Raw genomic sequence first — 26,674 nt, forward strand, 5'->3', positions numbered from 1 at the left:
ATAAAAAAGGCTATCTGGAACTCCCGATAGCCTTTTTTTATCTGAATTTACTCGGGCAGGTGAACCCAGAAAAGGCCGTCAGCTCGAGCAGAGAGCTTGATTTTCGGACGCTCTTTTGCAAACCAGCGAAGGGCGTACTTAAAGAAGCCAGCGTTGTCCGCAGAGATAGGGGGATTCGTGCTGGCGATCGAGGTGATGGCAGCATCGACAAGCAGGGTGTCCCTATCGCGAAGGTGAACCTCGTATGTGACAGTCTCACGCGGTCGAGCGACAGCCGTAGAGCCAACCAGGTCCATGAAGTCCTGCAGGCGTAGAGCTTCGAAATTCGCACCCTGGCCCAAAGTGTTGGCCAGGCGTTTCACAAACGCATTCTTCGTCGTAGGCCATTCCGAGAGCATTTCGTTCACCGAAAATGCATCGTCTTGCTGAAGGTAGCTGGTGTCTGTATCGAAATCGAAGTCGTTGTTCATCTGAATGCTGCGCATTGGATTCACCAAAAAATTTCAGGTGTTGGGCTGGTGGCACACGTTCGGACCCGTAACCTAAGCAGAACGAACCAGTGCTTTCCGGTACACCTTCATGTTTGAAAACCAGCCATCTGCGACCTTGACGACCCCCCCAACGCAAATCTCGCCGGCGCGGGCCTGATGAAGATTCTCGTTGTAGTTACCGCTCACAGGGATTGGGTGGATACCGTGGATCGCAAGAGTCTCTCTTACCGCCTTGGCCGACTCTTCATCCAACCCGGGCAGCATGTCGATAGCCTGAATTATCGATTCTTCAGTCTCATCCGTTTCTACCTGAGGTGCGAACGGCATGAGGATCTGCTGAACCGAATTTCGTGGGTACGCACGGCCGACCTCTGGCACCAGAGGAGCAACCTTTGTGACTCGGGACATTACCGTTTCGGGCGTTACCGACCAGGGGCGTGGAGCAATCACTTCAGCCGCCGGAGTCACCAACTCAACGGCGTAGGGGATAAGCGTAAGTGGAGAACCTACGGCCGCTCGGCGAATCAGGTTCCCAACGATGTCAAGGACATAGCAGGGAACCGACTCTTCGTTGATTTGGAAGTGAAGCGATCCAATCATCCTGAAATATCCTCAAGGATCTTGGCGATATCCTGGACCGCCTTGTCCTCCATGCTGGTGCCAAAGTATGCATGGTTGGGGAAGGTGGTGTACTGGGCTGGGCGAGCCCCGGTCAATGAGACTGTCTTCGGGTCCACGTCCATTTCCTCCACTACAGCGCGAAGAATGGTATGTGGTGTTGCGGCGTTACCGGTTTGAGGAAGCCAAGCGCGTACGACTTCATTGTCGGGGTTGACCAGAAAAACCATCGTTGGCCACCAGTCGTAGAACGCCGACGATTCGTCTGCACCAAATCCCTGTGCCAGCATCGTCCGTTGATTCATCTGGCCCCACTCGTTGTCAGGGAAGTAGCTGTAAGGGGCGAGCCACTCTTTGAACGATACCTTACCGCGCTCTTTCAGCCGTAGGGCCGGCGAGTAGTAGTAGTGGTCGACACACTCCCGGAATCCAGTGCCACATTCGTCTCCGAAGAATGTCATCCCAACGCCATGGTCACGTTGAGCTGTACGCACAGTGGACATAGGCATCTGGCCATACGACAGATAATTGATGGACACCGGAAGCCCAGCATTTTTTAGGAGCAGCTTCAGATCCCACATAGCCCGTCCTTCTCGGCGAGCTCGAACATGGCTTTGCTCGGCTTGGCCGGCATTATTAAGCTGTGCCTTTGCATCGGAGTAGGTGTTGGACGCAACCCAAACTGTCCATCCTTCCGATTCCCAGTCCTTGGTTCGTTTGGCACGGAATTCATAGCCATACGTAGCCTTTTTGTTTGGACTGTTCACAATCTCGTAGACGGTTGAGTTAGGCATTTTCCAGTCTGGGTGCCCATCCACCTGACCTGTGGAGGCAACCCCGGCGGCATTGTTCTCGACTTCCCCATTCCCGCATGCGCTTACCAGAAGGCATGCCAGCAACATCATTTTTCCCTTCATCGTTCATTCTCCATCTTCGGATGGCGATGGTTATACCGCCCGGTGTTCGGATTTCAAGCAAAAAAAAGGGCCCAATATGGGCCCTGAGCAGAATTTGGTCTATCAGATGAGATCGTCCAGGCTCGAACGCTGGCCTTTGGAGGACTGAGAAGCCTGCGGAGTTGGAATTTTCACTCCCGAACGTGCGTTGGCACCCGATGACCCAGGGCCACCGCCATTTTGTCCACCGCCACCACCTCCCAGCCCTCCGGCGATCCCGCCCGCAACCTGGGCCGCAGTTTGTACTTTCTGCTGCGCTGGACCACCGCCGCCACTACCGCCACCCCCACCAGGTGCAGGATTACCTCCGGCAGGGGCACCCGCAGCACTGGCACCGCCACTGGCTAGAGCCCCAGCTGTACCTGCAATTCCGCCAGGCAAAGCAGCTCCCGCAATTCGTATTGCTGCTCCCACGACCGCCATGCCGGTTGCCGCCAATCCTGTAGTTGCACCGGCAGGATTGAAGCCTCCAAGACTCTTAACATCGTCCCAGAGCAAAAGTTTAGCGAAGATGATTTCAATAACGGTTAGTGCAACAAAGATAATGTACTGGCCTGTTCCGGCCGATATTAATAGGGTTGAGTTTTGAGCATAGTTGCCCATGTTGTAGCCTTGCATGGTCTCAGCATTAACTGCAAGCATTGTGGAGGCCATTGTTAAGCAGAGGTCATTAACGAACGCAACAATAAAGCAAAAAGCAATAATTTTAACAGAAGTAAAAATCACCCTTGTCGACCAGAAGATGCCGAAAACTGCAAAGATGGGGAATGTAATACCCATTAGTGCAGCGAGCATGGCGGCACCGTTTATCATCATTGGGATTTTTACAGTAAGCATCCATTCTCTGAAGGTTTTGCCTATATCCATAAATTTCGTTGTTCCGCTCTCGAACAACATGGTCATTGGATCGCGGACGTCGGAATCTTGGTAGTACATACCGCCATAGGTAAGTAATTCCGACTGTCCTTTTTTCCGCTGAGATGCTTCATTTCGTATGTGATTGAGCATTATTGCCGCCGCATCATCACCATCCCGTCTGAATGAGTTTTCCTGATAAGCAGGAGCATGTTTTTGGACGGCAGAGTTGAAATTTCTCTGTGCCATATCGATCATCAAGAACATGTCTTTGCAGGTCTTGGGATAGAAGTTCTGCTTTGCGCCAGTAGTTGGTGCTTCTTTGAAGCCCGAGTTCAAATATTTTTTGTACTTCGAGTCGCTAGCGTCAAGAGACAATGCTTGGTCAGCAACTTCCCCAGCTTTTTCTGGAAAGAGCTTCTGCACCCAATAAGCTTCGGTTGGGATCTCGAAGCCTTGGGGTGGGTTCGTGCCGTCATAAGGATTGCTATCACCCTCGATCTTGTCGAGCATAGCCATACCCTTCTTTGTACCTTCCACTACTGCATTGCCACCATCACGCTTCAGCCAAGTGGAGTTGGTAGGGTTATCATAATTGGCCTCGCCATTGCCCGTGACCTTGTCCAGAAAGCCTCTGCTATCTTCGAACTCAATCTCATTAGCACCGATTCCGGTAGACCCGAAGAAGCCGACATATCGTCCTGCACTTAACGCTTCGGGGGACTTCCCATTAGCAGCAATGAATGCAGGCTCGCACTTGTTTAAATAGTCCGAATAAAGTGGATACACAGGGCTGTCAGCAAAACGTTTTAGGGTGTTTTGGTTTGTTACGTGGTAGGCCCTGCTGAATGCATCTTCCGTAATCTTTCCTTCATTGACCTTGTCAAGTGCAGACTTAAAGATTGCGTAGATGTTGCCGACTATAGTCAGGGACCATCCCCCCCCGCGCGCCATTTGAACAGAGCTACCTGTGCCGGGGAATGTGAATGTAGAGACTGAAAGAAGCAAAAACATTAGGCAGGTGCCCGTGAGACCGGTGAAAACCGACCTCAGCTTATCCTCAGGGCTCCTCATCATAAGGATGGAGGTCCAGGCAAGACCTAGACCTCCGATAATGACTCCGGCGGAGTTAACCAGAAGAGTGTGGTAGTCCTGCCAAAGACCAAGGTAGTAACCGACCAAGTCAGCAAAATTGGAATCTACGAGCTTGAGGAAGTCGTAGTCCTTGACGGAATTATCGACATCAACATCAGCCATTTATTACCGCCTTAGCTGTCTGCTCGATTAGTTTGTTTCGCTCCATGTCATGCTTAATCTTGTTCTGGAGCATTTCATATTCTTTGCGAAGTGAGGACAATGCATTTGAATACCGAGCCTGATCATTGGAGCTTATTGCTTGGTCATCAACTTGGTTCGCCAGCCCGGTCATTACCCCCACTTCAAGTTTGGAAATGACCTCGTCTAGCTCTTTCATCATGGCCAGCGTGGCGAGATTTTGTTGGGCTTTGGCAAACAATGCGGGATTTGTAGTGCCTAGTTTGCGCATGAATTTAAATTCAGTCTCGGTGATGACGATGCCGCCGCGATTCACCAACTCCTTATAAGCGTCACTTTTTTCGAAGGTTGCTGGGTCTGCTTGATATACGTTCGCGTAGAGGCTTTGATACTCCTGAGTCAGCTTCTTCGATTCATCTTCAAGCGAAATGGTCCGAGGAGTGACCGTATGCGCGTCCTCTTCGGTACTGTAATTTGGCAGTAAGCCCGAATATTTCTTGATGTCTTCACAACCAAGCTCAGATGCAGCCAGCACGAGGGAGGTTTTGCCATCTTCGGGCTTGGCACCGCAGTTCTTGCTGGGCAATGGAGCAGAACCTGCGCCTGAACCAGAACCATTTCCTGATCCTCCCCCGCTCGATCCCGACGAACTCCCACTTGAAGAGCCTCCACCTTTCACGCCAACCAGGCCGCCGGTCATCCCTGACACGCCATTCATCAATGATGTCGCTCGGCTTGTAATTGTGTTTTTGGTGTCCTTCATTCGGGTAATGAGGCTGCTGGTGATCCCGTCACCAGACATGCACTTCGCGGACTTGTAGCCCTCTTCGACAGTGCAGTCAGCTTCGGCCATCACCTGCATGTTTTCTTCGTAAGCCTTGTCGGCACGCTGCCGTACACCACTGCAGGTGAGGTTCGAAAGATCCAGGCCAAACTGTCCGACAGCGTTAAGCTCGTCGATTACCGATTTCACGGTTGGCTGGCTGTAAGCGAGGTACATGATGGCGAGCGCCGGCGCGTTCTGAATGAACTGCTCAACCATGTCGCCGTACTGCCCGATCTGACCGTCCAAGACTGTGCCGAGGTTGAGTCCATCACAACCTACACCCACCTGGGTAGCGCCATACGCTCCAACAATGAACTGCTGCTTATCCTGGAAGGGGGTGAAGGTATCGAAACTACCGCTTCCACCACGACCAGCTTTGTTAACGGCACTCCCACTAAGCCTTGCACCGAACAATCCGGTCACATCATCCATTCGCCGGGACCAGGGCGAGTCAGAACTGTCGCTTTTACCGTCGCCATCAATAGGACCGTATCCATAATCGGCAAACGCCGTTGCGGTGCTGAAACTGATGAGAGCACTGCAAACCATGACGGCAAGTTTGTTCAGCTTCATTTGGAATCCTTCTTCGCAACAGTGGTGTTCTTCACGTAAGTCATTGCCATCAGTCGGCCTTCCAGCTGGTTCATGGTTCTGTTGCCAACCAGAGTTTCTCTTCGGCTAACTTTCATGTTGTCGATCCAAGTGATGGGCCAGGCTGTGATGCCCATCTTCGTGACGTTGTCTCTTTCTGCTTGGCTGAGCATCCGCCCGGTCAAGCCACGCGCGGTCACTTTCTCTGCGAAGACCTTTGCATCTCGATCGAGTTGGAAGACTCGCACCTTCAGCTTCGGATATTTCTGAACTAGCCTGCCAAGAGTGGCCAACTGACGGTCGCAGACAGGGCAGGTGGATTCAGTGAATACCGAGATGCTCAACGAGTCGGTGTCGATGGGCTTCTTCGCCGCGGACTCTTCCATGGCCGCGTCAAGCCCCTTGATGTGTTGTAGGTCACCGCGTTGCCACATCGCCATCTGGTAGAGATTCGCCGCTTGCTTATACTGGCCCCAGGTTTGGTCCATGTAGCTGACCAGCTCGTTGGCGGCCTCGGGAGACTGTTCTAGCTGTAGGCGAATGACTGCACTCGGGGTGCCCGGTTGGAAGTTGAATTCGAGCCCTTTGTTGTTGGTAATTCGCAGAGGCGCGTTCGGGTTTTTCTTCGCGTTTCGATTGAGCTCTGTGCAGTTTTTCATCCACTGCATGTTTTGGCAGTCGAGGATGTTCGGGAGTTTGTCGAGTTCTTCAATCTCACGATCCCGTGCCGTCCGATTCACCTTATCCAGCGCCGAAGACAAGGCTTCCGCGAGGACATCCTGGCCGTTGGGCACGTTGGACATGACAGTGCCTGCGTTGGAAATCAGTGCGCCGGCGACGAAGGCGAGCCCGATTTTGAGCTTGTGGTTCATAGGGTGACCTCAGTTCAGGAACGATGTGAGATCGGCAACCAATGAGGCAGGGTTGTTGACGACCCTGGGTTGTCCGTTCTTGGGAATGAGGACCAGTGCCGGCGTGCTTCGCACACCGTACTGGCTGGCAATCCGCCCACCCATGTCAGGGGTGAACCCCAACATTGGAAGTTGGCCGGATTGCTGATTGAAAACTCGCTTGGGGTCCCATGTGGCCTGATCGATTACGACGTAGAACTGAGCGTCTACTCGATCACCAAAACGGGCCCGGACCTCGTCGATCGCAGAGCGAATCTTTTCGACCGCATCCGAGTTGTCGGACACGAACGACATGATCGTCACTTCTGCAGCGGCCTCACGTAGAGGATCTATGAAACGGCCAACCTGTTGCCTCATGCGTTCGGCTTGCCGTTTAGCTCCTTCCAGATCTGCCGGGACCGGGAGGCCGCTTCTCCCGGCAATCGAGGGGAGGGTGCCTGGCGTGGCTGCAGCTAAGGATTTCTGTACCTGCAGGAGCATTGCCTCACTGCCCTTATGGCCACGCTTGGCAGCTGCCTCGAAGAAGGTCTTTGCCCTCTGCAAATGATCCGGGGTATTTGTTGCCCGCATCATCATCATCCCGAGGTGGTACATCGCCGTAACGTTGCCTGCTTTGGCTTCGGGGAAAAGAAGATCCCAGGCCTTCTGGTTTTCCCCTTTGAGCATGAGTACCAGGCCTTCGCCGACGCGCTGATCCTCTGAAGGACCTTTCTCCGCTGCGTTCAGTGAGGTACTGATCAGCAGGCTACTTAGCAGCAATAGAAATACCCGCACGGGCTCTCTCCTCGTGATAGATCGGCATGAACTCTTTCATGTAAATGTCGCGGTACTTTTTGGTCTTGGAGTGGTAGTAGCCGACCGCCTGAAGATCTGATCCGTACCGCTTTTTCAGGTCCGTGAGATGGCGGGCTGCGTAGTCAAGATTGAAAGCAGGATCGAGCCACTGCTGGACAGAGGCCTTTCCCTTGCCGTGAAAGCGGTAGTTGATTTGCGCGATTCCGAGATCGGTATTGAGTAGCCAGACTTTGCGCACGCGCAGTTGCCCATCGAGGACCTCTTTCGTGTCATCCATTCGTTGAAGGAGAGCGGGGAAGCCCTGGGCCTGTCTGCTGCGCTGATAGCTATTGGCGAAACTCATTGCAGCTCGTTCAGATGGGAAGAACCTCCGTATTGCTTTGGAGTTTTTGTCCGGGATGATCTTTACAAGCCAGGGTGCGGAGGTGAGTGCCCACAGGGCATTGACGGCCTGGTCTTTGGTTTGGAACCAAAAACCTTCGCCGTCTACGTTGAATACCCACGGCTGTTTTCTGGATTCCTTCTGCACCATTGCCCGGAACACGAGTCGATCATTTCCGTATCTGGCTGCAGTAGCGTCGATGAGGTAGTCATAGTCCTGGGCCGAGACAGTGGCCGAGGTGATCAACAGGAGTGCAATCAAAATCCATCTCATCGGGCCGAATCCTCGATCGTTGTGAAATGGTTCTTGCGCAACCACTGCAAAGCGCGTGACCGATCACGTGCGCAGGCATCAAGACGTCGAAAAGCTTCCGGGTGAGGGTCCGTAGAGGAGGTACCAAGGAACTTGTGAACCATCTCGTGATGGATGATGTACCGGATGACGAAAATCGGTGCTCCATTGCCGGCCGATCTTGAGAGGATCGGATGAACCAGAAGCGACTCCTCGCCGCTGACCATTTCGATGCTGCCCGGGGCGACGTAGATCGTGTCGTCGCAAACTCTGTTCACCGATTTGGCCACATCCGGCCAGGTTGGATCTTTCAGCAGGGTGAGCACTCGTACGTACAGCAGTGCTGCGTCTCTTGGGCCGTTAGGTGAAAACTGCTCCAGGAGTGTTTTGGCTTGTTGAAGATCTTTTTTGTGGTAGGCCTCAACACCCGCCTGCAAATCCTTCAGCTCCTGTGGAGAGAGATGATTGATCTCAGTCTTAGGCTCTGGGGACTCGCAGGCGCTGGGGATGCCCCAGCGCGGGCGAATGTTGATGGAATTTCCGAAGTAGCTGCGATTCACCTCGTCGGCCAGGCGCTCCAGATTGAGTTGCTCATCCGGTGAGACCTGACGGAGGACGTTAGATCGCGCTACAGCCATTTGGTGAACTCCAGAACTTGTGGGCCACTTGACCGTTTTTGTCTTGCAGGTCCAAGCGATCGCCCACGATTGAAACGCGGTACCCATCAAGGAAATCGCCTTGGCCAACCATGTCCTCTGCTCCCGCGTGCACGATGAAGGCGTGTGCAACACAGGTGCTGCAGTTCCTGGCCGCCTCTGCTACTGCTTTCACACAAATCCGCGGACGAGCCTTGCTTATCGCGACTGGCGACGACTTCGCCACTGGGGTTCTTGTCGGCGCTTTGGTGATGCGTTGCTGAACAGCCGGTTTGGTTTGCTTGGCCTTTTCAGCTTTGAGTTGGGCTTCCATCTTGCTGAGCTTCTGCTCGAGGGCTGAGATCTTTTCAGCCTGAGCGGCAATGTCAGCGTTAGCCTTTGTCAAAGCCTCATTGCTTTTCGGCGCTTCCTTTACGGGAGCACTATCCGGGTTGACGCTGGGGGTTCCAGCGAAAACGGGGGGCTGCTTTTCCGCGCCAATCGAAGAGGTAATTGCGGCCCCAGATTGGCTTGCTATTGGTGCTTGAGCACCGAAAGGATTTGCCGGCGAATCCTCATGCGGCGAGAAAGGCTCCGCGACAGGAGCAAGAGCAGGAGCAGGAGCAGGAGCAGGAGCAGGAGCAGGAGCAGGGACACCCAGGTCAGGGGATGCGGTGGTGTGGGGTGCCGCCTCGCTCAATGGCTGGTCCAGCCCACCGAATGCTGGAGGAGCCGAACTGATTTCAGTTGGTTTTTGGAATGGCTCTGGTTCAGAACTGAGACTCCGCGAAGTTTGACCGGGACCATCAATAGGCAGAGACAGATCATCCTGGGCGCCAAGTTCTGCTTGGGTGTGATCGGCGGGTTCTGTACCAAAGGCCATTCCTTCCTCGCTGGAGGTAGGGGCCTCCTGCGCTGCTTCATTCTCAGAAGGCGTTTGGCTTGTACTGGAACCCTCCATCTGACCTTTGGCGAAGAGGACAAGCCCCACGACCAGGATCGCTGCAATCAGCTTTTGCCCCATCGTGAGTTGGGAAAGCTTGTTGGTCTTCTTGGGTTTCTGATCATCTTCTTCCGCAATGATCGGTTCCAAGGGCTCCAGTTCGTCGCTGTGTGCGTCGGCTTGAGGCGACTCTTTCGCGGCCGCCGAACCAAGGTCAATGGTGGGCTCTGTGCCTTGGCTGGCGCTGTCCTGTCCTGGCTTTTTACGTGCGAGGTTGCCAACCCCCGAGCTGATCTTATTGACGAGGTCCTTCAGGGAAGGTTTTTCTTCGTTGTTGCTCATGGCTTAATTTCCCAATACCGGCAGATAGGTTGGTGCTTCTTCGGTCCAGCGACCTGGAGCGATCTGGACGCATTCCTTGTGGCCAGGGACCAGCATTCCGTTTTGCACCCGTGCAGGAATATCAACACCGCACTGAATGATCGGCGGGTCCCAGGTGAACCGATCGCGTGCACGCATCTTTCCCTTCAGATCTGTGAGGACCTGTGTGACGCCTTCCTCGTAAGCGCGGCGCTCGAGTTCGGTTTTGGGGGCGTAGAGGGGCTTAATAGGCTTGGCCTGCTCCTCGATGATCGTTTCGCGCGGTTCGTACTTCGACGAACAAGCTGCGAGCGAGGCGAGTGCGGCTACCGCCGCGAGGGTTTTAAGCAGCTTGATTGACATGGTATCGAGCACCATACGGGTGAGATTTTGCGAGCTCGGAGATTGCTTTCTGGCGAGCTTTTGATTCGGAGATGGAGTGCTTCTGCACAAGCTCCTGGGTCTTGCGCTCGCGCATTTGGTAGTCGTCCGGATGGGACGAGGCGATCCAAAGCGCCATGGGGCTGGCGAAGAGCCGGAAGACACCGCTGTAGTATTCGGATTTGGTTGTCCGCATCCGGTAAAAGACTTCGCTGTACAGCGGGGGCAGAGATGCAAGCGATCGCCAAAGCTCAATCTCCTCGGCAGTAAATGCGAGGAATTCCTTCGCGATGTCGTAGTCCGACTGCGAGCAGGCCAGGAAGAAGTAATGGCTTGTGTTCTCGAGGATGCCGTCCTGTGACTCGCCATTCCCACCTGACTCAGCACGGATCAGGTTGACGAAGTCCTTCACGGTCTGAGAAATCAGCAAGCAGCCGGCACCATAGCGGCGGAGTTCTCGATAGAAGCTGGAGAGCGCCGATGCGGCAGTCGGGTCAGAAAGGGTTGCCCACGCTTCGTCGACAGCCACGATCTTCTTGCGGCTACGTTCAAGCTTGAACTTGCAGTACAAGTCGATCTGGCGGAACAGGGCCAGAGTGACTACGGGTAGGGCAGGAGACTTTGCCATCCGCTGGGTTTCGAGAACGGTAAAGTCGTTCTCCCATTGGACCTGCAGGAAGCCGTCAAAGAGAGCTGCAAATGGCCCGGCCCCGTAGTAGAGGGTGAGCGCCTGGACGAGCGATCTGCCCGACTGTTCAGTGAACTCAGTTTTGTCGAGGTAAGGGATGAAGTCCCTGAAACGAGGTTCGTCCTTCGGCTTGGTAGCTACCCAGTCGGTATAGAACTCGTTGAGTGCCTGATACAGCAGAGGCACTGTCACTGGGGTAATGACCGATGTTTTGGACTGCTCTGCAGCGCTGGAGGTGATCATCATCACCAGCATGCGAGCAATGAAGAACATGTCTTCCAACGTCGGCATTTCGTTGTTGCCGTCGTCGTTTTTACCGATCCAGAACGGGTTGATACAGATGGGGTTGATGGTCCGCCCGGTGATCGGCTCTTTGAACGGCTCGGTCGCAAGGCGAATGTAGTTGCCATCGAGAACCAGGCAGAGGCTCTCGTAGGAGTCGCCCTTGTCGATGATCCAGACTTTAGGTCGGTACTTCACCCTCAAGGCCATCAACAGGTTGTTGAAGGTGAACGACTTACCAGTACCGGTACTACCGCAAATCAGGCTATGCGCGGTGTTCGTCATCTGGCCCCACAGGTCCAGATAGATCGGCTGTCCCGCCCTGTTGTTCATCAGGATTGCAGGGTCGGAGCAGCCTTGGTATTCAACAAAGAACGGACACAGATGGGACAAGCTTTCCGTGAGGTGAGGGGTGTCACGACGGAAGAGCTTCATGCTGCTCTTGCGGAAGTTCAACGGCATGCTGTTCCTGACAGCAGCGTCGCCGCGAAGGGATTCTTTGTGCCCCACACGCCAAAGCATGTTCTCCAACTGCATGGCTTGATCATCGACCTGGGCCTCGACGAACCCCATCAGGTTGATGTGAAGCGACACGTCAAAAAACTGCTCGCGGTTGTTGGCGTTTTCCGCACTGATCTTGGATTTAACCTTCTCCAGGTCATTGCGCTGCTGAGCCAGCAGATCCTTGTCGCCAATTTTCATGGCTTCTTTCCCGGATTGCATGCGCCCACGAGTCCATAGGCGGCTCATCATCGCTACTGGGGAGGGCACGCTCCAGTTGATGGTGATCAGCGATTCGCTCTCGATGCCCGACATGGCCACCTGCAGCATGCCCGGGAAGCTCGAGGTTGGTTTACCCAGTACCGAGACTGGGCGGATGAAGTAGGGGACGCCAGAATCGTGAATCGTCCAGCCTTTCTCCTCAGTTTCGACAGAGGCGAACATCGGGGCATTGTTGAGAGTTTCCCGGTACGCGACTTGGCTCGGGTTCTTCAAGCAATCCAGGATGGGCAAGTCAGGCCGGTACTTGGGCGGGTCGACCTTGAAGCAGCGAACGGGGTTGAAAAGCTGGTACTGAAGGTTGATGAGGCCTTGGCCGTTAAGCGAGCCCGGCTGGAACCCGAACGTGGCCAAAGCCTGGCCGATCTCATGACAGAGTTGGCCAAAGCGTCTTGCGTGCTTCGTGTATTCCTTATGAGCCAGCTTGTTGGCGTCGATAAGCCCCATCGAAGCCAGTGCGTTCTTCGCGGTGTTGTCGATGAACTTGCCGAAGAGGTAATCCGGACTCCAGAGCAAGACCAGGTAGAAGTCCGTTACAAAGGGATAGCGACCTTGGCTTACTTCGCGCTCAATCTGCTCGGTGACATTGGCCCGAACGTCATCCTCTCCCTCTTCCGCCCAGGGGTCTCCGCCCATGAGAAGAGTCCGCACATTATTTCGAAGCTTCTCATCCTCGATCTCGGCCAGAGAGTCCTCACGCATGCGCTCAAGGACCTCGGTGGAGAGCTTTGTGAAGAAACCTTCAGGCGAGCTTGCCGCAACAATCTGTCGTTCGACGATCGAGTTCGCGATTTCGAGAGCGAACTCATCTTCTCCGCCTTCAATACCTGCACGGTAGATCCCAAGAACTTCGCGAATATCTCGATGGGTGTGACGAATGAATTGACCGGCCGATCCAGATGGATACTTGTTCAGTACATCACCAAGACCTTTACTGAGGGACCACAGGTCATCGTTGTTCAGGAGCGAGGCATCCATACCTCGTAGCTTCCAGATTTTGGCGAAGCGACCATCGATGGTGTGGAAATAGCTGCCATGCTTCTCGTACAGGAATGCATCGGAAAGCAACTGGATGGGCATGCCGCCCTGATACCCGCGGCGAGCCAGGCCAGCCAACTCAGTGTCGTAGAGATGCAGGTCGTCAATTTTTACCTTGGCCATCAACCCTGCCCCTTGAGTGTTGCTGTAACCACGCGCCCTTCCGGGTAAACGGTCACACGAGCGCCACTGACTCGGGTGAGGTATTCCGCAAGGTCGCGCAGCGAGTTGGGATGCGAGTTGAGCTTGATCACTTGGTCTTGGTTGACTTGCGGATCGAAGCGAGAGTCGTAGCCGGACGCTGCGGCCGAGAGTCGGACGATTTCACCAAGGGTGAGGTCTTGGTTCTTGAAGAGTTGTGCCCACGGGATTTCGTCTGCCTGAATCAGCTCGCGGTGATCGGTTGTGTTTTCCTTTTGGAAAATTTTCCGATAGAGAACGACGTCAGGTTGAAGAACAGTCAGGTCTTGGCCTGATCCCAGGATCATCTTTGTGTGGTGTTCGCGAATGGCATCCTTGTACATCTGGGGAACACCCTCAGCCAAAGCCGTGGATGCCGCTGCCAGGAGACAGAAGCCGATGGTCAGTTTGCCCAATCTGCTTCCTCCACGATGATGTAATCCCAGCGGCCGCCATGCTTCACGCCGGTTTTAGCGTCGGCGTATGGCACCACCCATACCGGCGCTACAACGTCCGGGTTTCGGATCGGAAAGTACGGTTCCGATGAGCCAAGCTCTGGCCGCGCGCGCAGGCCTTGGCGCAGGAGCGAGACCGTGTCTCTGCTGGCGCTGCCATGGACCGCATCGTAGATCTGGTCCATCGAAGCACTGTTTTTGAAAGGCTCCTCACTGGCACAACCGCTGAGAAGCAATGCGGTGGACAAGGCCAAGAATGGGCGGATGTTCATGGCTGGTTCCTAGATCAGGGTGTCGTACATGCCGGGGTCAATGTCGAACGCCTCAGCTGGTTTCAAAACACGGAAGGTTTGGTCTGTTACGAAGCGCAGCTTGATGCCCGGCTCGACGATGACGGTGTCTACCGCAGCGTTTGCTTCTCGCTCGAATCGCTCCGAGATCTTCTTGAACATCCCGGCGATGCCCTCGTTGACCGCCGCCTTCGTGGCGTTCCCGGTTAACTGGCTGGTGGTTGAGCTGGTTCCGTTTTCCATCGCGCTATTCGTAGTGAACTCGGCCTGGCTCAGGGTGGAGGCATATGCCGCTGCGGCTGCTGCAGCTGACTGGAGTGCGAGGGTGCGGCCTGAGGCCTTGTCCAGGCGGCCGTAGACGTCTTGCTCGTTGTCTCGCGTATCGACGATGTACCCGGTTGCAGGGACCGTCTGGGCACCACCGGTCTCGTCCCAGTAGGAGAGTTGCTCGATGCGAATGGTCGCGCGGCCCGTATTCGAGCTGGAGTTGCGGTTGCCAGAGCAGAGGCCCATCAGGTGGATAGTGCCGAGATCTCGTTCGGCGCCGTTGGGACCCTTGAAGATGCCGCGCACCGGAAGGACTACCGGTCGAGCGGGAATTTTCCCTTCTTCGGATGCCCCAGGAGCGTTGGCGCCGATCGGGCACGCAACCCCGTGAAGCGTGGTGACTTCCACAAAAGAGAAGGCGGGTACTTCATACGTTTCGCGCGGACTCTGGGTTGGCAGGGAGGCGTTGAGAGACTGGGCTGCCGGCATCGGGTCCGGGTTCGGCTGGCGGCCGTTCAGCTTTGCCAGGGTCGCGTCGGTCTCGTTGTAGGTATTCACGCCAGCGCGCTGAATGCCATTCGACTCAGGAGCTGACATGTTGGCAAACAGCTGTTGCTCGGTCTCAGCAGTTGAGCCCGCGCCGCCTCCGCTTTTTCCGTTGAATTGCTGACCGCCCGCGTCCCCGCCATTGAGCAGGAAATAGTTCGGACCGTAACGGTTGGAGTTCGATGGGTTTGCAGAGACTGCCGGCATTGGCGGCTCGAGTGAAAAGTCCTCGAGGTTTAGTCCTTCAGAAGAGGAGGGTGGCAATGGCATGCTGGAGCCTTTGTCCAGCTTGTTGATACCACCGTAAACACCGTCAACCTGATCTTTTCGTAGTTGTGCAACTTCTTCACTGAGAGCTCGAATCTCAGTGTTCGATTTCTGCTCTGCTTTGCGTTGGTCCTCAAGCATCTTCGCCTTGAGAGCCTCGCGATCCTCCTCGCCTCGCTTGATTTTGTCCTCAAGGGTTTCGATCTTCTTGGCGAACTGAGTCAGTGCAGCATCTTTATCCTGGATGGTGATCGAGTTGACTTTGTCACTGCCAACCTCAACTGCCTTGGGTGCGTCAACCGAAGTCGCACCTGTGGTTTCGCTGTTGCCGCCCATGAAGTTCATGGCAACACCAAGCGCACCAACTGCAGCGACGATATATAGGCCGCGTTGCTTCGTTATTACGTTCTTCTTCTGATCGTTATCGGCGCTCACTGTACTTTCTCCGATACGATGAATAGCAACCCGCGATGTGACTCTCCGTAGACCTCGGTAATGTATTCGGGGGAGGGGCCTAGTATCCGAGAGGAAGGGAGCATGGAAACTTGTCTGGCAATTCCAAGGGACTCGCGTACGGCCTTGTTGCCATAGTCGATTTGATCAATGGCGACTTTTGTTGACGTGCGACCGTTGTTGATGACTTCGTAAGTAGTGCCGATGTACTTCGGACCCACAACTTGGGAGCGAAGTTTGAATTCCAGCGAGCCCTGCCGAAACACAACACGATCAGTCTCTGAAAGTCGGGAAAAATCCTGTTCGCGATATCCCGAAGGCAGTTTCCCATCGTAGAGATAGTTCATCAGACCTTTAATTCTTCCGCGGGAGTCTCGCGCCATGGCGGACCTATCAGCGATCGGCTGGCCCGAAATAGTGACTTGGCTGTCTGCGCAACCAGGCCGGGTTATAAGTTTGAGAATGTACGTTTGCTTGGACGGCGCATCGACATAAACAAGGCCCGTATACAGCGGATCTGTCGCTTGAAATGCGAGCTTGTTTTTGATAGGGGACGGGTAGAAGTCCATGCCCTGAGTTACCTCTACATAAATACCGTCGAGGTAGGGCTCGGGGAACAAAACCTCTGCACGCTGGGTGTCGTTTGAAATGTAAATGTCAACTGGCGAGTTGTTGTAAACAACAGTGCGCGGATTCCGGTTGCACTCGTCGCTCGCAAATATCGTGGTTGACATGGCTGCGCAAAGGCCGGCAGCTATCAGTCGCTTCTTCAACCCTAAATCTCCTGGATGTCGAAGTCATCAGCCACAACCGCCCACTCGTAGAACTTCGAAGGCTTGACTGGCTTGATTAGAATTTTCACATTGTACTTAGCCTTGTTGAAAACCCTATTCAAAGTGGCCCTGTGGCGTTCAGCAGTGAAGGACACCACATAACCCTGTGGGGTAACTTCGACTTGATATGGAGAAGATTTTGTGAATACCTGTGTGATCTGCTGCTCAACCGACTGGTTTGCAACGATCTTCAAACTATCTTCCTTCAGCGCGCGGAGACGTGGCGACATCATTCTCAATGCTTCTTCGGCATTGGTTCGAGCAGACAGAGGAGTGAAGTTGTAGTAGTTGTCAAGGAAGACAGCCACGAATGCAATGATGTGTCTCTGTGGAATCTGCCGCTCGCTGATAAAGATCCCCTCAGAGTTTGGGAATCCATACATGATTCGCTCGCTTTGCAATCTCCGGTTTGTTTCCTGCAGTTCCCTATTCATGCCAACCAGCACGGCGATAACGACTGCAAAAACCGCTGAGATGGCGATCAGCGTAATGATGGCTCTGCCCGCACGAAGATCACTTGCGCCGAGCAAATTGAAATACTTCAACGGTGCGCCGTATTGCTCACTCATGTCAGGGCTCGTATCGGTTGCAGTAAGACGGTGAGGGAATCAGCCCGATCTCGAGCCAGATCCGCGCAGTGAAGCGACCGAACTTCCCGACTGCCTTTTGAAGGGCAGGGAACTCGCTCGTCATTACGTAGAGGTCGCCTACGAAAGTTGAGGCCATCAGGGCTAGGAAGCCCTGAGGCTTATTTCTCGTGGAACGCTTGAAGAGCCACAGGCAGAAAAATGCAACGGCAAAGGCCCAAAGGTTTTCGCCTGTGGTTTTGCTGACGATCACCAAGGGAACGATGAAGAACAGAAGGTCCTCTTGGGTGAGGCCTCCGAAGTTCACCGGGCTCGTCGCGAAGGCATAAGTCGGTGCTTCAGTTGTGACTCTCAAGCGCATGGTTACTTGGTCCCCGAAGAACTGGAACCAGTACCACCGGCCATGTTGAAGCCGGCCAGGTTACCGGCCTTGACCACTACGGTTTCACCGAAGAGGGAAATCAGAACCACGAGCACGAATACCCACCAGCCGCGTGCGCCTGCGAAAAGCACCGACAGCAGCAGAAGTGCCAACCCGGCCCAGAGACCGTAACTGGCAATCAGACGCCACCAGTAGAGGAAGCTGTTGTTGGAGTTCTTCGCGATCGTCTCGTCCGGCGCGAAATCGCCGTCGAACGCAGCCATTGCGATATCGGGCATGGCGACGATGAAGATGGTCACCGCCAGTGCGAGAATCCCCAACGCAAAGCGTTTGAGGTCCTCCGTTTTCAGTTGCGGCGCGAGGCCAGTCATTTGCATGGGTCAATCTCCGACTCGAGTTGGGGTGAAAAACAGGCCATCGGGGGTAACGGTCTGGTACCGGAGCCGCTTTTGCTCCGGTTGCAGAACTACGTTGATGGTCTCTTCCACGGGCCGGACCTGTGCGAGCATCCTTACGAGATCCAGCCCTGGAAGTGGGGCGCTGGCTTCGGCCTTCTTGAGTTCGTCCTGAGCCATGCGAAGGTTTTGAGCAGCGAGAGACAGGTGCTCAATGGCACGCTGATACCGGGGATCGCGCTGATCGATTACGTACGGGTCGGATTCAGCAAATGCTGGCTGAACGGCAATGGCCGCCAGATATCCGATCCCTAAAGCCCATGCGTGAAAGTTCATAAAGGGCCCTCCTTTCCCAAATAGTGGAAAGTGAGTGCCCCTTTTTTGAGGGTCGGTAGTGACAGGCCGGCTTTGGGCCGGCCCGAGGGGAGGGGAGCAGAGAGTTAAGAGGTTTTTTTCTCGTCGAACAGCTGGCCAACCCAGCGCCTGGTTCGATGGAATTGTGCAAGCAGCACCTTGCCCAGGAATCCAAACAACTGCACGGTTACCAACGACAGCACGATCTGCACGTAGGTGAAAATCATGCGGACGAAGGCGTTAATCAGCAGAGAGGTCAGGCCGCGAGTAGGCTGGAAAGCAAGCCCGAGGCAGATGATCACGGCAGCGATGGCCAAGTAAGCGGGCCAACCGATTCGCTGCACATGGAACTGGGTAATATCGAGAAACCAGTCCCATACAACCCCGAAGTCCCAATCCCACTGCCGCAGTTTGTCTTGCCAATTCATGGTGTCTCCTCAATGCTCGAGTTTCGCATGCTAAATTCAGCCCTGAGTCAGCTTTTCCAGCATTGCCTTGTTCTTCTCGTGGAATCGTTGCCAGGCGTTGACGCCCGAGCGCGCTCGACGTGGCCTGCGGACCAGTCGCATGTCCTTGAAGTGGACATTCGGGAAGCTGTTCCTCACCAACGGCATGCGGACACGATAGGTTCCCGACTTCGCGACAATGATCCCGTCGCCTTGGTCGAGCGACGCAAAGTCTTCGGGTTGCAGGATGTCCTCCCGCGTCGCCTTGTATCCGGTACTTGAGCTGGCGCCTTCCGAGTCGTTTGTGTAGAGACCTGATTGCTCGGATGCGTAACTCTGTCCCGTGCTGCTGCCAGAGGACTCTTGGACGAACCTTTTGATCATCGTCCCCGCAAGCTTGACGGCGAACTCCCGCGTCTGGGCATCCCGGATGTCGCAGTACAGGTGTGTCCAGCAGTTGCCCAGCACCATCTCGACGAAGGCAGGGGAAATGTTCTGGAGGAAGCCAACGCCCTGGAAAGCAATGATGATGGGCACATTCGCCGATCGCGCCAGCTGGAACAGGGATACCTGGCTCTCGTCCATGAATGATGGGTACTCGTCGAAAATGGCCGGGCACATCATCAGCGGTTTGGCTTTCGAGAGCTGGATTTCGCCGATCGCTCGAGCAAGATCAGAGATGAACAATTTGCCGAATAGCTCCACACCGTCTTTGTCGGCAAGCGACGACATGGACAACACAACAACCTTGTTCTGGAGGATCGCCTCTTTGAGGTCGACATCCGGGCTGTAGGTATTGACGATGCTGGAGTATTCGGAGTGGGCGAACGCCGAAAGTTTTGACACAAGTCCTTGGAGCAACTGCTTGTACCCGCGCAGGTTCCACACCTGTTTTTCTTCGTCGAACCAGAAGCGAAGGTATGAGTGCAGCCACTCGACACCATCGCTGTGATAGATGGAGTCGGATACCCGTATGTTGCGGATAAAGCTCAGCAGCAGGTCGAAGTCGGACAGCACTGCAATGATGTCCTTGATGTGGAACACTGGCTCCCCGGGCTGCAGCTTCAGCGACAGCACCGCGGCAGTCAGGGAGTAGCGAGCAATGTCCGTCCAGAACTCCTCTTTGGAGTTGGCTTGGAGCTTCATTGCAGTGGAAATGGTTGCGCGGACCCCGCCCGAGAAGAACGGATTGTAGGTATGCGACATTTCCGGGAACTCGAAGTTGATGATCAGCAGCTCATCGAGCCGGCCGGCCGCTTCCATCATTCCGTAAATCGAGCCGGAGAAATCAGAGTCTGACTTCGCTTCGATTAACAGAAGGCCGGCCCCTTTTTTTATCTGTTGTTGGATGATTGCCAGAAGCAGTTCGGTCTTGCCGGTCCCGGTTGCAGCGAGCAGCGCTACATGGCGAGTCATGATGTCGTCGGACAGCATGAATGGGATCATTGATGGATAGGTGTCGATCAACTCCCGGCGGATATCGTCAGCGGTGGCGATGCCCTTCGTACTCGTGATCGCGTCAACGCGATCCTTCCACTCTGTCCAAGGAATGGCCTTGCCCAGAAAAGTGGAGCGGCGGAAGTCGCAATCCGGAATCGGGGCTTCGATGTAACCGGCGTCCCAGATATCCGTGGTAGACGCTTCAGCTTCTTTCCGATCAAGCAGCAGGGACCAGATAGCACAGCCTGCAGCGATGGCCACCGTCAAGGGGAGCGGCACAAATGGAATTGCTGCCCCTACCAACGGAAGGCTGATTGCGATATTTCGCTGTCGCTGAATTTCCGCATGCTCGGCGGCAAGCGCCTCAAGGCGCGCTGATTTGATCGACATCTGGATTTATCCGTTTAGGGAGAAGAGACCGGGCAACAGTCGGTTCGCGCAGGGAATATCCCGTCAGCAATCCGTCGAGTGCGCCAACCACCAGCAAGGTGGTCTTCGCACTGTTCAGGAGAGTCGAGATGAGGGTGGTGTTGATGAGGTCCTGCTGGCCCTCGCCGACCACCAAGACGACAACGTCGTAGACTCGCCCCCGGATGAGCTTCGGCGTCATGACAGCGCCCTGGAACACATCGAGGCGCTCTGCCAGGCTGAGCAAGTAATGGTTACCAGCTCGGTCTACAGCGTTCAGGCGCTCTGGATTGATTTCAGCGGCGGTGAACACGGAAAAGGGTGGATGGTTTGTGCTGGCGACGGATTGCCTAACTACGAAAGGCAATCCTTTGAACAGCCCTTTTCCATGGAACTCAACCAGGTGCTCCTCGCCAGTGAACTCCCGAGCGATCGCTGCAGACAGCGGGCCCACCATGTCCTCACCTCGAGGCCCCTTGGCGGCTGGGACTACAACCCTAATATCGAGCAGCGGGTCTACCTGTAGCTGCTGGGCGAACTCCCTAACCACAACAGGTAAGGTCTCGATGAGCAGCTCGGATGGCACCGACAGCCAAGATATCGCTTGGGTTGGGTCGAAGGTTTCGTCGTTCGCTTTGAGCGTCCCGCTCCAGATACGCCGCGATGCTTCGCGTTGCGGTGATCTGGGTGGCAACCAAAAGCTCGCCTGGAAAACTCGCGCCGGCCCGCCTTGGGTGAGCTCCGCGAACGGTTGGCCAATGGAGTGAGCTGGTAGGTCCTTTGCTGCCCCAAGCAGGAAAACCCTGCTCGAATCTGGTACGGCGCGCAGGACGTTCACCATTTCCTCTATCCCAAGCGAGTCCGCCCCGGCAAGAATCAACACATCCGCGTTGATCGGTCTTTTGCCATGCTGTGAAGGCACCCCTGTCTTTGGATCAATGCCTATCAAGGCCGAGTACGTGACGACGACACTGTCGTCATCGAGCAGTCGGTTGACCTCGTCAGCCATCTCGTTTGTATAAGCGGAATAGATGGCGTCTGCGCCGAAGGCTTTCAGGAAGAGTTGAAGGCCCTTGATAACCAGCATTTGGTCTGAGAGGGTTTCGCACTGGATCAGCGCAAAACGTTCTCCCAAGAGCGAGCGGAGTCCTGCTGAGAACGTCTTCGCAGTCCCGTTTTCAAGGCCCAGTGGCTTCAAGAGCTTGGTGGCCATCTTTTCGGTGGGCACCAGGTCCTCGGCGTCTTTGCAGTCCAGTGCTGCCCATTTCCGCACGAGGCCGGCCAGTTTGTTTTCTGCTTCGTGCAGGCTCAGGAGTTGTAGCTGTCCGCCGCTGGCATGGACAACCTTGGCCATGGCGAGGTCGGTTACGGCCTGAGCAATGAGGGGCTTGATCTCATCTTTGGTGAGTCGAAGCATCTTCATGACCGACTCGATGAGCGGCCTCCCTTCAACGTAGCTGTGCCCGAGCCAAGCCTCCCGGCGGAGCACGCCGACCACCGCGCCTTTAACTGCAGAGACTGTGTTGTTGGTCACTCCAAACCTTTTCGCGAGGTTCAGCGCGGAAGTGAAGAGAATGTCCTCGAAATGGACGTAGAGCAGATAAGGGTCTTCTTTCAGAACCTCACTGAGGTTCGCGGCATAGCCTAAGCGACGTTGCAGGGTTGCCAGCTTCGCCGGCGGAATACCCTCGACGTCGATCTGTGCGAGTGCGAGTTGCTCACTTCGTTGATCAGCCCAAACCTGGCCTAAGACCTGGGCTTCTTGCGGGGAGATTCCAGCTTCCACGAGTCTATCTGGTGATTGGTCCAGAATTGGAATCAGACTTTCGCCGAAGTGCTGGACTGCCTTGCTCGTAACGCTGCGTGGGACGCCAGTGAGGACGCTGAGATATCCAACCAGTGACTCAACCTTCGCTGGTGGCATCGAGGTGAACTGGCTGACATCGAAATCAGCGCCGTCGATATCCGGTACGCGCTTGCCGTACAGGATGTAGTCCTCATAGAGGATTGCGTTGCCGAAATTGCCGGTACCGGTGAAGGAGGTGTTGTCTTCCCGCCGGAAGGTACAAACCGACCAAGGACCGGCGGGATCACGGAAAACAATATCGACTAGGGTACCGCGTTCGCGGGTGAGGGCTTCAGCCCCGTCAGGAATTCGATCAGTCATGCTCATCCGCTTGGGTGCGCGCGGCCGCTATTCACGTTCCGTACGCTCTTGTGGACGCCGTTGTAGCTACGGGCAATCTGGTTGGCGAGTTCGGCTCTCACGGCCGCAGCATCGTTCACCAAGGCCGGATACAGACGGGTCAGCCCAACGAAAATGTCGAAGTCCTCAAGCAGATCAACAGCCACCAGGACCTGGTCTGCGACGATCAGCGACTTATCGTATGCAGCAACCGGCTCCATGCCGTTGAACAGCCCTGTCGGGTCGACAAACAGGAATGGGCGGAGCTGGCGTAGTACCAGACTGCGCGCATGCTCAATTTTGGGTAGAACTTGACCTTCAGCCAGGCGGATCTCCTGGCTGCTCTTGCCGCCAAAGAGCATGCCGGATGCCTTGGCGAGGAAATGGGGGAGCGAAGTGTTTATGGTGGCCGGCCAAGTGCTGCCGTCGACCAGGAATGCCTTCGCTTCAGGAGTGTGGATGTATTTCATGTCTTGAAATCCTTGTTCAATCCAATAATGGAAAGGGAGTGCCCCTTTTTTGGGGGATATCAAAAAAAACCCCGCCGAAGGGCGGGGTTGTCTTGCGATGGAGCGATCAGTTGATCGCGTCCTTGAGCGCCTTGCCCGGCTTGAAGCCAGGAATCTTCGCAGCAGCAATCTGGACAGGATTCCCGGTTTGAGGATTGCGACCCTCGCGCGCAGCGCGCTCCTTTACCAAAAATGAGCCAAAGCCCACCAGCGTCACAGTGTCACCGGCCTTCAGCGCGGAAGTCACGGACTCGATCACCGCATCCAGTGCTTTCCCAGCGACAGCCTTGGTGATGTCCGCGGACTCGGCGATTTGGTTGATAAGTTCTTGTTTATTCACGCATTTCTCCATGTAAATCAGGGGGTGAAGTAAGCAGTATAACGGCGGCCTGGTGGCCTCCAAGTGAATCTGGTCTTCTGCAGCGATTGGATTCCATAGACGCGCCGCACAAAAAGAAAACGGCTCGGCAATGCCGAGCCTAAGGGGAAATCAGATCAAGCTTGCGCCCAGCGCGCCGGCCAAGAAGCCTGCTCCAATAAGGGGGAGCATTCCGGCAAGGGCCTTAGAGCCGGCTCTGTGGCACAGGAAACCGCCCACACTGGTGATTGGTACGATCAGGTAGGCAGCGATCATCTGCACTGACAGCATGCGTGTGCCCAAGGTGGCATCGCTCGTGGGGTGACTCCCGAGCATCGATGCCAACGCCAGCGCTCCGATGGCCAGGCAAAGCAAGGTAGCTAGGAAGGCTCGTTCGGTATAGCGGAATGGGCCGACTTCGATTTCTGCAGCGCTTTTGACGGTGGTTTGCATAGCGCGTTCCTCTTGACTCTCACGACAAGGGTAGCAGCCTCTTTCAGCGCTAAACAGCGGAAATCAACTCCTGAATTTGCCCCTCTGCCGCTGTTAGCAAACAGAGCACCTCATCGGAGCAACCATGCGCGCTCAGAGCTTCCATCGCTCTGGAGAAAGCTCTGGCATGCGCGGCACAGAGATCCACTTTGTCGAATGCCTCCTGGATAGCCGTGTCAGTAGCCACTGGCGCCATTGCTACCAGGCCGTTCTCATAGATACGGCTTTCCCAATGGCTCGGCTCGATGCCGGTTGAGCGAAAGTAAATGAAACCGAGCTGATCGCCCAGGGAATAGGCTGCCGCCCCGTAGTGCTCATCGAATGTGGAACGGCCAGTGCCCAACGCTTTGAATTCCATGAATGTCCTCCTGCTGGTGTGGACGGTGACCATAACGGTGCAGTCCTGTGGTTCAAGACTGCGTAGCCGGGGATTTAGCGGAGGCATTTGAGTTGAAGAGGGGAGAGGCCTCGTTAAGCTCGGGCCATCCACCTCTTCACAAGGAATCGCCTATGTCCACCTTACTCACTCAGCAGCAACTGCTTTCCGCGCCGGAGTCGGATTACATGTCCGACCAGCAACTGGCTTTCTTCAAGGAACTTCTTCTCAATCGAAAACTGCACCTACAGGGCCTGCTCGCTCAACGAGCAGAGGCGTTCCGCGATGACTCCGAGGCGCGTCTCCCGGATGCGGCGGATACTGCCTCCGCGGAAGAGCAGCGCGCGATGGAAATGCGGATGCTGAAGCGGGACCAGGCAGAGTTGTTGGACGTGGAGGCTGCACTGAAAAGGATCGAAGAAGGAGATTATGGCTACTGCGCTGAGTTTGGGCAGCCGATTGGGCTCAAGCGCCTTTTGGTCGCGCCGACTGCAAGCCTTTGCATCGATGCTCAAGAGATTCAGGAACGTCGTGCGCAGCGCCAGCGTGTAGCATGACCTCCAGCGAGGGGGCATGCCCCCTCGACTCTCCTTTCGATCTTCCTACTTCCTCACTCCTCAGGTTCTATGATCAGTCAAAATGCAGGCTGAACATCTCTTACCTAGGAGCTGCATCATGGAAGTCGGTCCCCGCATGTACTTTCTCGTTTCAGGGTTGCTTTACCCGGCAGCGCTGGGAGCCGCTCTTGTCTGGACGGTTAGTGCCTTGCATGCCAGGGTATTTCTCGAGAGCGCGTCCCCAAACGGCTGGTCTCTGTGTATGGCTGCCTGGTTCATTGGCTACCACTGCCTGCAATTCAGCAGGCTGATGGTCAGGCACTATGATCTTGGGAAGGGCTACACCAGGCGCGCCTTCGTCTCTGACCTGGTGGACTGCTTGACGCTGCTACTGGGTTTCGCTGGTCTTCGCTTCTTAAACGAGCCGATCCCTTCGGAGCAGGTCTGGGTTGTCTATTTGGCACTGCTTGGAGTTCCCCTCTCTGCTGTTATTGCCCATCCACTTCGCATGATGAAGGGGCCCAGGGGGCTATTGGTCCTTGGCATGCTATTGGTATGCCTTCTTGGAATCGACTACTTCAAACTGGGTTTCCTCTTGCCATTGTTCAAGCCAGAGGTAACCCACTGGGTATTGCTGGTCGCGATGTTTTCCATGCTTTGGGCCTTCTACCACCGCGTATACCGCTTCGAACCTTGACAGCAGGGGTGCCGACCATGCGAGGGCTATCGATCGTACTGGGATTGAGTTTGCTGGTCGGCTGTACTCATGAGCCGCTTTCAGAAGGGTTACCGGTTCAGAATCACCATTGGGGCGATGAGCCGAAGATTCAGTTTCTTGGCGTAGGTGGCTGGCTCATACATTGGCGTGGGGAGGGGCTATTGCTGGCGCCTTCGTACACCAACCCGGCCAGCCTCGGCATTCCTGGGATACCCCCGGCCCGAGTGGTAGCCGACAACGAGAAGGTCGACAGACACATGCCGCCTGCAGCAGACGTGACGATGCTTCTGGTGGGTCATGCGCACTACGATCATCTTCTCGATGTGCCGCGGGTCGTAGATAAGCACTCTCCGAAAGCGGTCGTATACGGGTCTGAAACGGTTAAGCACATTCTTCATGCAGCAAAGAACAGCTCAGGACAGCGGATCTTTGGCGCTGGCGCGGTGGTGGTGCCAAGTCAGCAGCAGATAACCGACCATCGTGATCCCTCCCGACCTGGTACATGGTTTTACTCCGACGGGAAGGTCATCACTGATGGGGACGTAAACGGAGCAAATTCCGTGGGTTCGATCCGTGTGATGCCTATTAGAAGCATGCATGCCGGGCACCTCTTCGGCCATAACTTCATCCCAGGTGAGTACGACTGGGAACTCGACGATTTGCCGACTGGTCTGCTGGACTGGAGACTTGGTGAAGTAACTCTGGCCTGGATGATTGACCTCCTCGGGGAGGATGGTCGGCCGGTTTACCGCATTCACTATCAAGACAGCGCCGCTGAACCTCCATGGGGCTTTCCACCCATAATCTCTGACTCAAAGCGCGTCGACGTCGAGATCCTTTGCGGGGGAGGGTGGAATCAAGTCAGTTACTACCCCACAGGGCTCCTCAGGGTGACCAAACCGCGTCTTGTGCTGTTGGGGCACTGGGAAAACTTCTTTGGCAACGACCTTGGTGAACCTGCTCGAACCATTCCGTTGCTCGGCTACAAAGGGCTCCTCGAACAGCTGAAACCCTACAATGTGGTGGTGCCTGAGCCCTTCTCTGACATCCTGCTCCCCCCGCCGATGGAGTGATTCTG

At 55.2% G+C, this 26,674-nt stretch carries 30 protein-coding genes; 3 read left to right on the forward strand and 27 right to left on the reverse strand.

Going from position 1 to position 26,674, the window contains the following annotated elements; translation table 11 throughout:
• Positions 1-47: 47 nt before the first annotated feature.
• The 27 genes from LT948_RS16600 to LT948_RS16730 form a co-directional block, all read right to left on the reverse strand.
• Positions 48-470 (reverse strand): hypothetical protein, encoded by a 423-nt coding sequence (locus LT948_RS16600; RefSeq protein ID WP_174218841.1) that lies wholly within the window; start codon positions 468-470, stop codon positions 48-50.
• A 72-nt stretch (positions 471-542) separates the two neighbouring features.
• Positions 543-1,091 carry a hypothetical protein gene (locus LT948_RS16605; RefSeq protein WP_019438448.1) on the reverse strand — a complete coding sequence of 183 codons (549 nt, stop codon included), beginning with the start codon at positions 1,089-1,091 and terminating at the stop codon, positions 543-545.
• Positions 1,088-2,026, reverse strand: coding sequence for a hypothetical protein (locus tag LT948_RS16610; RefSeq protein WP_010792890.1), 939 nt, complete (start codon positions 2,024-2,026; stop codon positions 1,088-1,090). The genes LT948_RS16605 and LT948_RS16610 overlap by 4 nt, the downstream gene beginning before the upstream one ends.
• Before the next feature lie 102 nt (positions 2,027-2,128).
• Positions 2,129-4,177, reverse strand: coding sequence for a hypothetical protein (locus LT948_RS33170; RefSeq protein ID WP_010792891.1), 2,049 nt, complete (start codon positions 4,175-4,177; stop codon positions 2,129-2,131).
• A complete protein-coding gene (locus tag LT948_RS16620; protein ID WP_010792892.1) occupies positions 4,170-5,594 on the reverse strand; it encodes a hypothetical protein in 1,425 nt (474 codons plus the stop codon). The genes LT948_RS33170 and LT948_RS16620 overlap by 8 nt, the downstream gene beginning before the upstream one ends.
• Positions 5,591-6,484 (reverse strand): TlpA family protein disulfide reductase, encoded by an 894-nt coding sequence (locus tag LT948_RS16625; protein WP_010792893.1) that lies wholly within the window; start codon positions 6,482-6,484, stop codon positions 5,591-5,593. Before LT948_RS16625 ends, LT948_RS16620 begins: the two co-directional genes overlap by 4 nt.
• A gap of 9 nt (positions 6,485-6,493) precedes the next feature.
• Positions 6,494-7,297: a sel1 repeat family protein gene (locus tag LT948_RS16630; RefSeq protein ID WP_010792894.1), complete on the reverse strand. Its 804-nt coding sequence runs from the start codon at positions 7,295-7,297 to the stop codon at positions 6,494-6,496.
• Entirely contained in the window at positions 7,269-7,973 is a 705-nt protein-coding gene (locus tag LT948_RS16635; RefSeq protein ID WP_010792895.1) for a transglycosylase SLT domain-containing protein, read from the reverse strand. The genes LT948_RS16630 and LT948_RS16635 overlap by 29 nt, the downstream gene beginning before the upstream one ends.
• On the reverse strand, positions 7,970-8,629 hold the full coding sequence (locus LT948_RS16640; protein ID WP_010792896.1) for a hypothetical protein: 660 nt from the start codon (positions 8,627-8,629) through the stop codon (positions 7,970-7,972). Before LT948_RS16640 ends, LT948_RS16635 begins: the two co-directional genes overlap by 4 nt.
• Positions 8,610-9,911, reverse strand: coding sequence for a hypothetical protein (locus LT948_RS16645; RefSeq protein WP_232197095.1), 1,302 nt, complete (start codon positions 9,909-9,911; stop codon positions 8,610-8,612). Before LT948_RS16645 ends, LT948_RS16640 begins: the two co-directional genes overlap by 20 nt.
• A 3-nt stretch (positions 9,912-9,914) precedes the next feature.
• Complete coding sequence (locus LT948_RS16650; RefSeq protein WP_019438451.1) at positions 9,915-10,292, reverse strand: hypothetical protein; 378 nt, start codon at positions 10,290-10,292, stop codon at positions 9,915-9,917.
• Complete coding sequence (locus LT948_RS16655) at positions 10,273-13,221, reverse strand: VirB4 family type IV secretion system protein (RefSeq protein WP_010792899.1); 2,949 nt, start codon at positions 13,219-13,221, stop codon at positions 10,273-10,275. Before LT948_RS16655 ends, LT948_RS16650 begins: the two co-directional genes overlap by 20 nt.
• Complete coding sequence (locus LT948_RS16660) at positions 13,221-13,694, reverse strand: hypothetical protein (protein WP_010792900.1); 474 nt, start codon at positions 13,692-13,694, stop codon at positions 13,221-13,223. Before LT948_RS16660 ends, LT948_RS16655 begins: the two co-directional genes overlap by 1 nt.
• On the reverse strand, positions 13,682-14,005 hold the full coding sequence (locus tag LT948_RS16665; RefSeq protein WP_010792901.1) for a TraV family lipoprotein: 324 nt from the start codon (positions 14,003-14,005) through the stop codon (positions 13,682-13,684). The genes LT948_RS16660 and LT948_RS16665 overlap by 13 nt, the downstream gene beginning before the upstream one ends.
• Before the next feature lie 9 nt (positions 14,006-14,014).
• The gene (locus tag LT948_RS16670; RefSeq protein WP_010792902.1) at positions 14,015-15,538 is read right to left on the reverse strand and encodes a hypothetical protein; all 1,524 of its coding nucleotides are present in this window, start codon (positions 15,536-15,538) and stop codon (positions 14,015-14,017) included.
• Positions 15,535-16,329 (reverse strand): hypothetical protein, encoded by a 795-nt coding sequence (locus LT948_RS16675; RefSeq protein WP_010792903.1) that lies wholly within the window; start codon positions 16,327-16,329, stop codon positions 15,535-15,537. Before LT948_RS16675 ends, LT948_RS16670 begins: the two co-directional genes overlap by 4 nt.
• A 2-nt stretch (positions 16,330-16,331) precedes the next feature.
• Positions 16,332-16,958, reverse strand: a complete 627-nt coding sequence (locus LT948_RS16680; protein ID WP_010792904.1) for a hypothetical protein — start codon at positions 16,956-16,958, stop codon at positions 16,332-16,334.
• Between the two features lies 1 nt (position 16,959).
• On the reverse strand, positions 16,960-17,337 hold the full coding sequence (locus tag LT948_RS16685; protein WP_010792905.1) for a hypothetical protein: 378 nt from the start codon (positions 17,335-17,337) through the stop codon (positions 16,960-16,962).
• A gap of 2 nt (positions 17,338-17,339) precedes the next feature.
• Positions 17,340-17,735 carry a hypothetical protein gene (locus LT948_RS16690; protein WP_010792906.1) on the reverse strand — a complete coding sequence of 132 codons (396 nt, stop codon included), beginning with the start codon at positions 17,733-17,735 and terminating at the stop codon, positions 17,340-17,342.
• Positions 17,736-17,738: 3 nt separating this feature from the next.
• A complete protein-coding gene (locus LT948_RS16695) occupies positions 17,739-18,089 on the reverse strand; it encodes a hypothetical protein (protein ID WP_010792907.1) in 351 nt (116 codons plus the stop codon).
• 104 nt (positions 18,090-18,193) lie between these two features.
• Complete coding sequence (locus tag LT948_RS16700; protein ID WP_010792908.1) at positions 18,194-18,535, reverse strand: hypothetical protein; 342 nt, start codon at positions 18,533-18,535, stop codon at positions 18,194-18,196.
• 36 nt (positions 18,536-18,571) lie between these two features.
• Positions 18,572-20,383, reverse strand: coding sequence for a type IV secretory system conjugative DNA transfer family protein (locus LT948_RS16705; protein ID WP_010792909.1), 1,812 nt, complete (start codon positions 20,381-20,383; stop codon positions 18,572-18,574).
• Positions 20,358-22,568: a helix-hairpin-helix domain-containing protein gene (locus LT948_RS16710; RefSeq protein WP_021018575.1), complete on the reverse strand. Its 2,211-nt coding sequence runs from the start codon at positions 22,566-22,568 to the stop codon at positions 20,358-20,360. The genes LT948_RS16705 and LT948_RS16710 overlap by 26 nt, the downstream gene beginning before the upstream one ends.
• A 2-nt stretch (positions 22,569-22,570) precedes the next feature.
• Positions 22,571-23,056, reverse strand: coding sequence for a hypothetical protein (locus LT948_RS16715; protein WP_010792911.1), 486 nt, complete (start codon positions 23,054-23,056; stop codon positions 22,571-22,573).
• Positions 23,057-23,162: 106 nt separating this feature from the next.
• Positions 23,163-23,453, reverse strand: coding sequence for an HU family DNA-binding protein (locus tag LT948_RS16720; RefSeq protein WP_255251287.1), 291 nt, complete (start codon positions 23,451-23,453; stop codon positions 23,163-23,165).
• Positions 23,454-23,585: 132 nt separating this feature from the next.
• Positions 23,586-23,906: a hypothetical protein gene (locus tag LT948_RS16725; protein WP_010792913.1), complete on the reverse strand. Its 321-nt coding sequence runs from the start codon at positions 23,904-23,906 to the stop codon at positions 23,586-23,588.
• Between the two features lie 49 nt (positions 23,907-23,955).
• Positions 23,956-24,303 carry a hypothetical protein gene (locus tag LT948_RS16730; RefSeq protein WP_010792914.1) on the reverse strand — a complete coding sequence of 116 codons (348 nt, stop codon included), beginning with the start codon at positions 24,301-24,303 and terminating at the stop codon, positions 23,956-23,958.
• Between the two features lie 152 nt (positions 24,304-24,455).
• Here LT948_RS16730 and LT948_RS16735 point away from each other — a divergent pair, with 152 nt between their 5' ends.
• The 3 genes from LT948_RS16735 to LT948_RS16745 all read left to right on the forward strand — a co-directional run bounded on the left by LT948_RS16735 (position 24,456) and on the right by LT948_RS16745 (position 26,669).
• A complete protein-coding gene (locus LT948_RS16735; protein ID WP_010792915.1) occupies positions 24,456-24,878 on the forward strand; it encodes a TraR/DksA family transcriptional regulator in 423 nt (140 codons plus the stop codon).
• 118 nt (positions 24,879-24,996) lie between these two features.
• Positions 24,997-25,575: a hypothetical protein gene (locus LT948_RS16740; protein WP_010792916.1), complete on the forward strand. Its 579-nt coding sequence runs from the start codon at positions 24,997-24,999 to the stop codon at positions 25,573-25,575.
• 17 nt (positions 25,576-25,592) lie between these two features.
• Positions 25,593-26,669, forward strand: a complete 1,077-nt coding sequence (locus LT948_RS16745; protein ID WP_010792917.1) for a hypothetical protein — start codon at positions 25,593-25,595, stop codon at positions 26,667-26,669.
• Positions 26,670-26,674 lie beyond the last annotated feature (5 nt).

It is taken from the genome of Pseudomonas sp. CP-1 (assembly GCF_021213715.1).
Lineage (GTDB): Bacteria > Pseudomonadota > Gammaproteobacteria > Pseudomonadales > Pseudomonadaceae > Pseudomonas > Pseudomonas aeruginosa.

Bases quoted from the DNA above. Each gene is read 5' to 3' on its own strand.
- LT948_RS16610 (WP_010792890.1), bottom strand. From the start codon at position 2,026: ATGAAGGGAAAAATGATGTTGCTGGCATGCCTTCTGGTAAGCGCATGC.
- LT948_RS16740 (WP_010792916.1), top strand. From the start codon at position 24,997: ATGGAAGTCGGTCCCCGCATGTACTTTCTCGTTTCAGGGTTGCTTTAC.
- LT948_RS16665 (WP_010792901.1), bottom strand. From the start codon at position 14,005: ATGAACATCCGCCCATTCTTGGCCTTGTCCACCGCATTGCTTCTCAGC.
- LT948_RS16700 (WP_010792908.1), bottom strand. From the start codon at position 18,535: ATGAATTGGCAAGACAAACTGCGGCAGTGGGATTGGGACTTCGGGGTT.
- LT948_RS16605 (WP_019438448.1), bottom strand. From the start codon at position 1,091: ATGATTGGATCGCTTCACTTCCAAATCAACGAAGAGTCGGTTCCCTGC.
- LT948_RS16725 (WP_010792913.1), bottom strand. From the start codon at position 23,906: ATGCAAACCACCGTCAAAAGCGCTGCAGAAATCGAAGTCGGCCCATTC.
- LT948_RS16640 (WP_010792896.1), bottom strand. From the start codon at position 8,629: ATGGCTGTAGCGCGATCTAACGTCCTCCGTCAGGTCTCACCGGATGAG.
- LT948_RS16685 (WP_010792905.1), bottom strand. From the start codon at position 17,337: ATGCGCTTGAGAGTCACAACTGAAGCACCGACTTATGCCTTCGCGACG.
- LT948_RS16705 (WP_010792909.1), bottom strand. From the start codon at position 20,383: ATGTCGATCAAATCAGCGCGCCTTGAGGCGCTTGCCGCCGAGCATGCG.
- LT948_RS16710 (WP_021018575.1), bottom strand. From the start codon at position 22,568: ATGACTGATCGAATTCCTGACGGGGCTGAAGCCCTCACCCGCGAACGC.
- LT948_RS16655 (WP_010792899.1), bottom strand. From the start codon at position 13,221: ATGGCCAAGGTAAAAATTGACGACCTGCATCTCTACGACACTGAGTTG.
- LT948_RS16650 (WP_019438451.1), bottom strand. From the start codon at position 10,292: ATGTCAATCAAGCTGCTTAAAACCCTCGCGGCGGTAGCCGCACTCGCC.
- LT948_RS16625 (WP_010792893.1), bottom strand. From the start codon at position 6,484: ATGAACCACAAGCTCAAAATCGGGCTCGCCTTCGTCGCCGGCGCACTG.
- LT948_RS33170 (WP_010792891.1), bottom strand. From the start codon at position 4,177: ATGGCTGATGTTGATGTCGATAATTCCGTCAAGGACTACGACTTCCTC.
- LT948_RS16620 (WP_010792892.1), bottom strand. From the start codon at position 5,594: ATGAAGCTGAACAAACTTGCCGTCATGGTTTGCAGTGCTCTCATCAGT.
- LT948_RS16715 (WP_010792911.1), bottom strand. From the start codon at position 23,056: ATGAAATACATCCACACTCCTGAAGCGAAGGCATTCCTGGTCGACGGC.
- LT948_RS16680 (WP_010792904.1), bottom strand. From the start codon at position 16,958: ATGAGTGAGCAATACGGCGCACCGTTGAAGTATTTCAATTTGCTCGGC.
- LT948_RS16690 (WP_010792906.1), bottom strand. From the start codon at position 17,735: ATGCAAATGACTGGCCTCGCGCCGCAACTGAAAACGGAGGACCTCAAA.
- LT948_RS16735 (WP_010792915.1), top strand. From the start codon at position 24,456: ATGTCCACCTTACTCACTCAGCAGCAACTGCTTTCCGCGCCGGAGTCG.
- LT948_RS16645 (WP_232197095.1), bottom strand. From the start codon at position 9,911: ATGAGCAACAACGAAGAAAAACCTTCCCTGAAGGACCTCGTCAATAAG.
- LT948_RS16730 (WP_010792914.1), bottom strand. From the start codon at position 24,303: ATGGAATTCAAAGCGTTGGGCACTGGCCGTTCCACATTCGATGAGCAC.
- LT948_RS16600 (WP_174218841.1), bottom strand. From the start codon at position 470: ATGAACAACGACTTCGATTTCGATACAGACACCAGCTACCTTCAGCAA.
- LT948_RS16745 (WP_010792917.1), top strand. From the start codon at position 25,593: ATGCGAGGGCTATCGATCGTACTGGGATTGAGTTTGCTGGTCGGCTGT.
- LT948_RS16635 (WP_010792895.1), bottom strand. From the start codon at position 7,973: ATGAGATGGATTTTGATTGCACTCCTGTTGATCACCTCGGCCACTGTC.
- LT948_RS16695 (WP_010792907.1), bottom strand. From the start codon at position 18,089: ATGAACTTTCACGCATGGGCTTTAGGGATCGGATATCTGGCGGCCATT.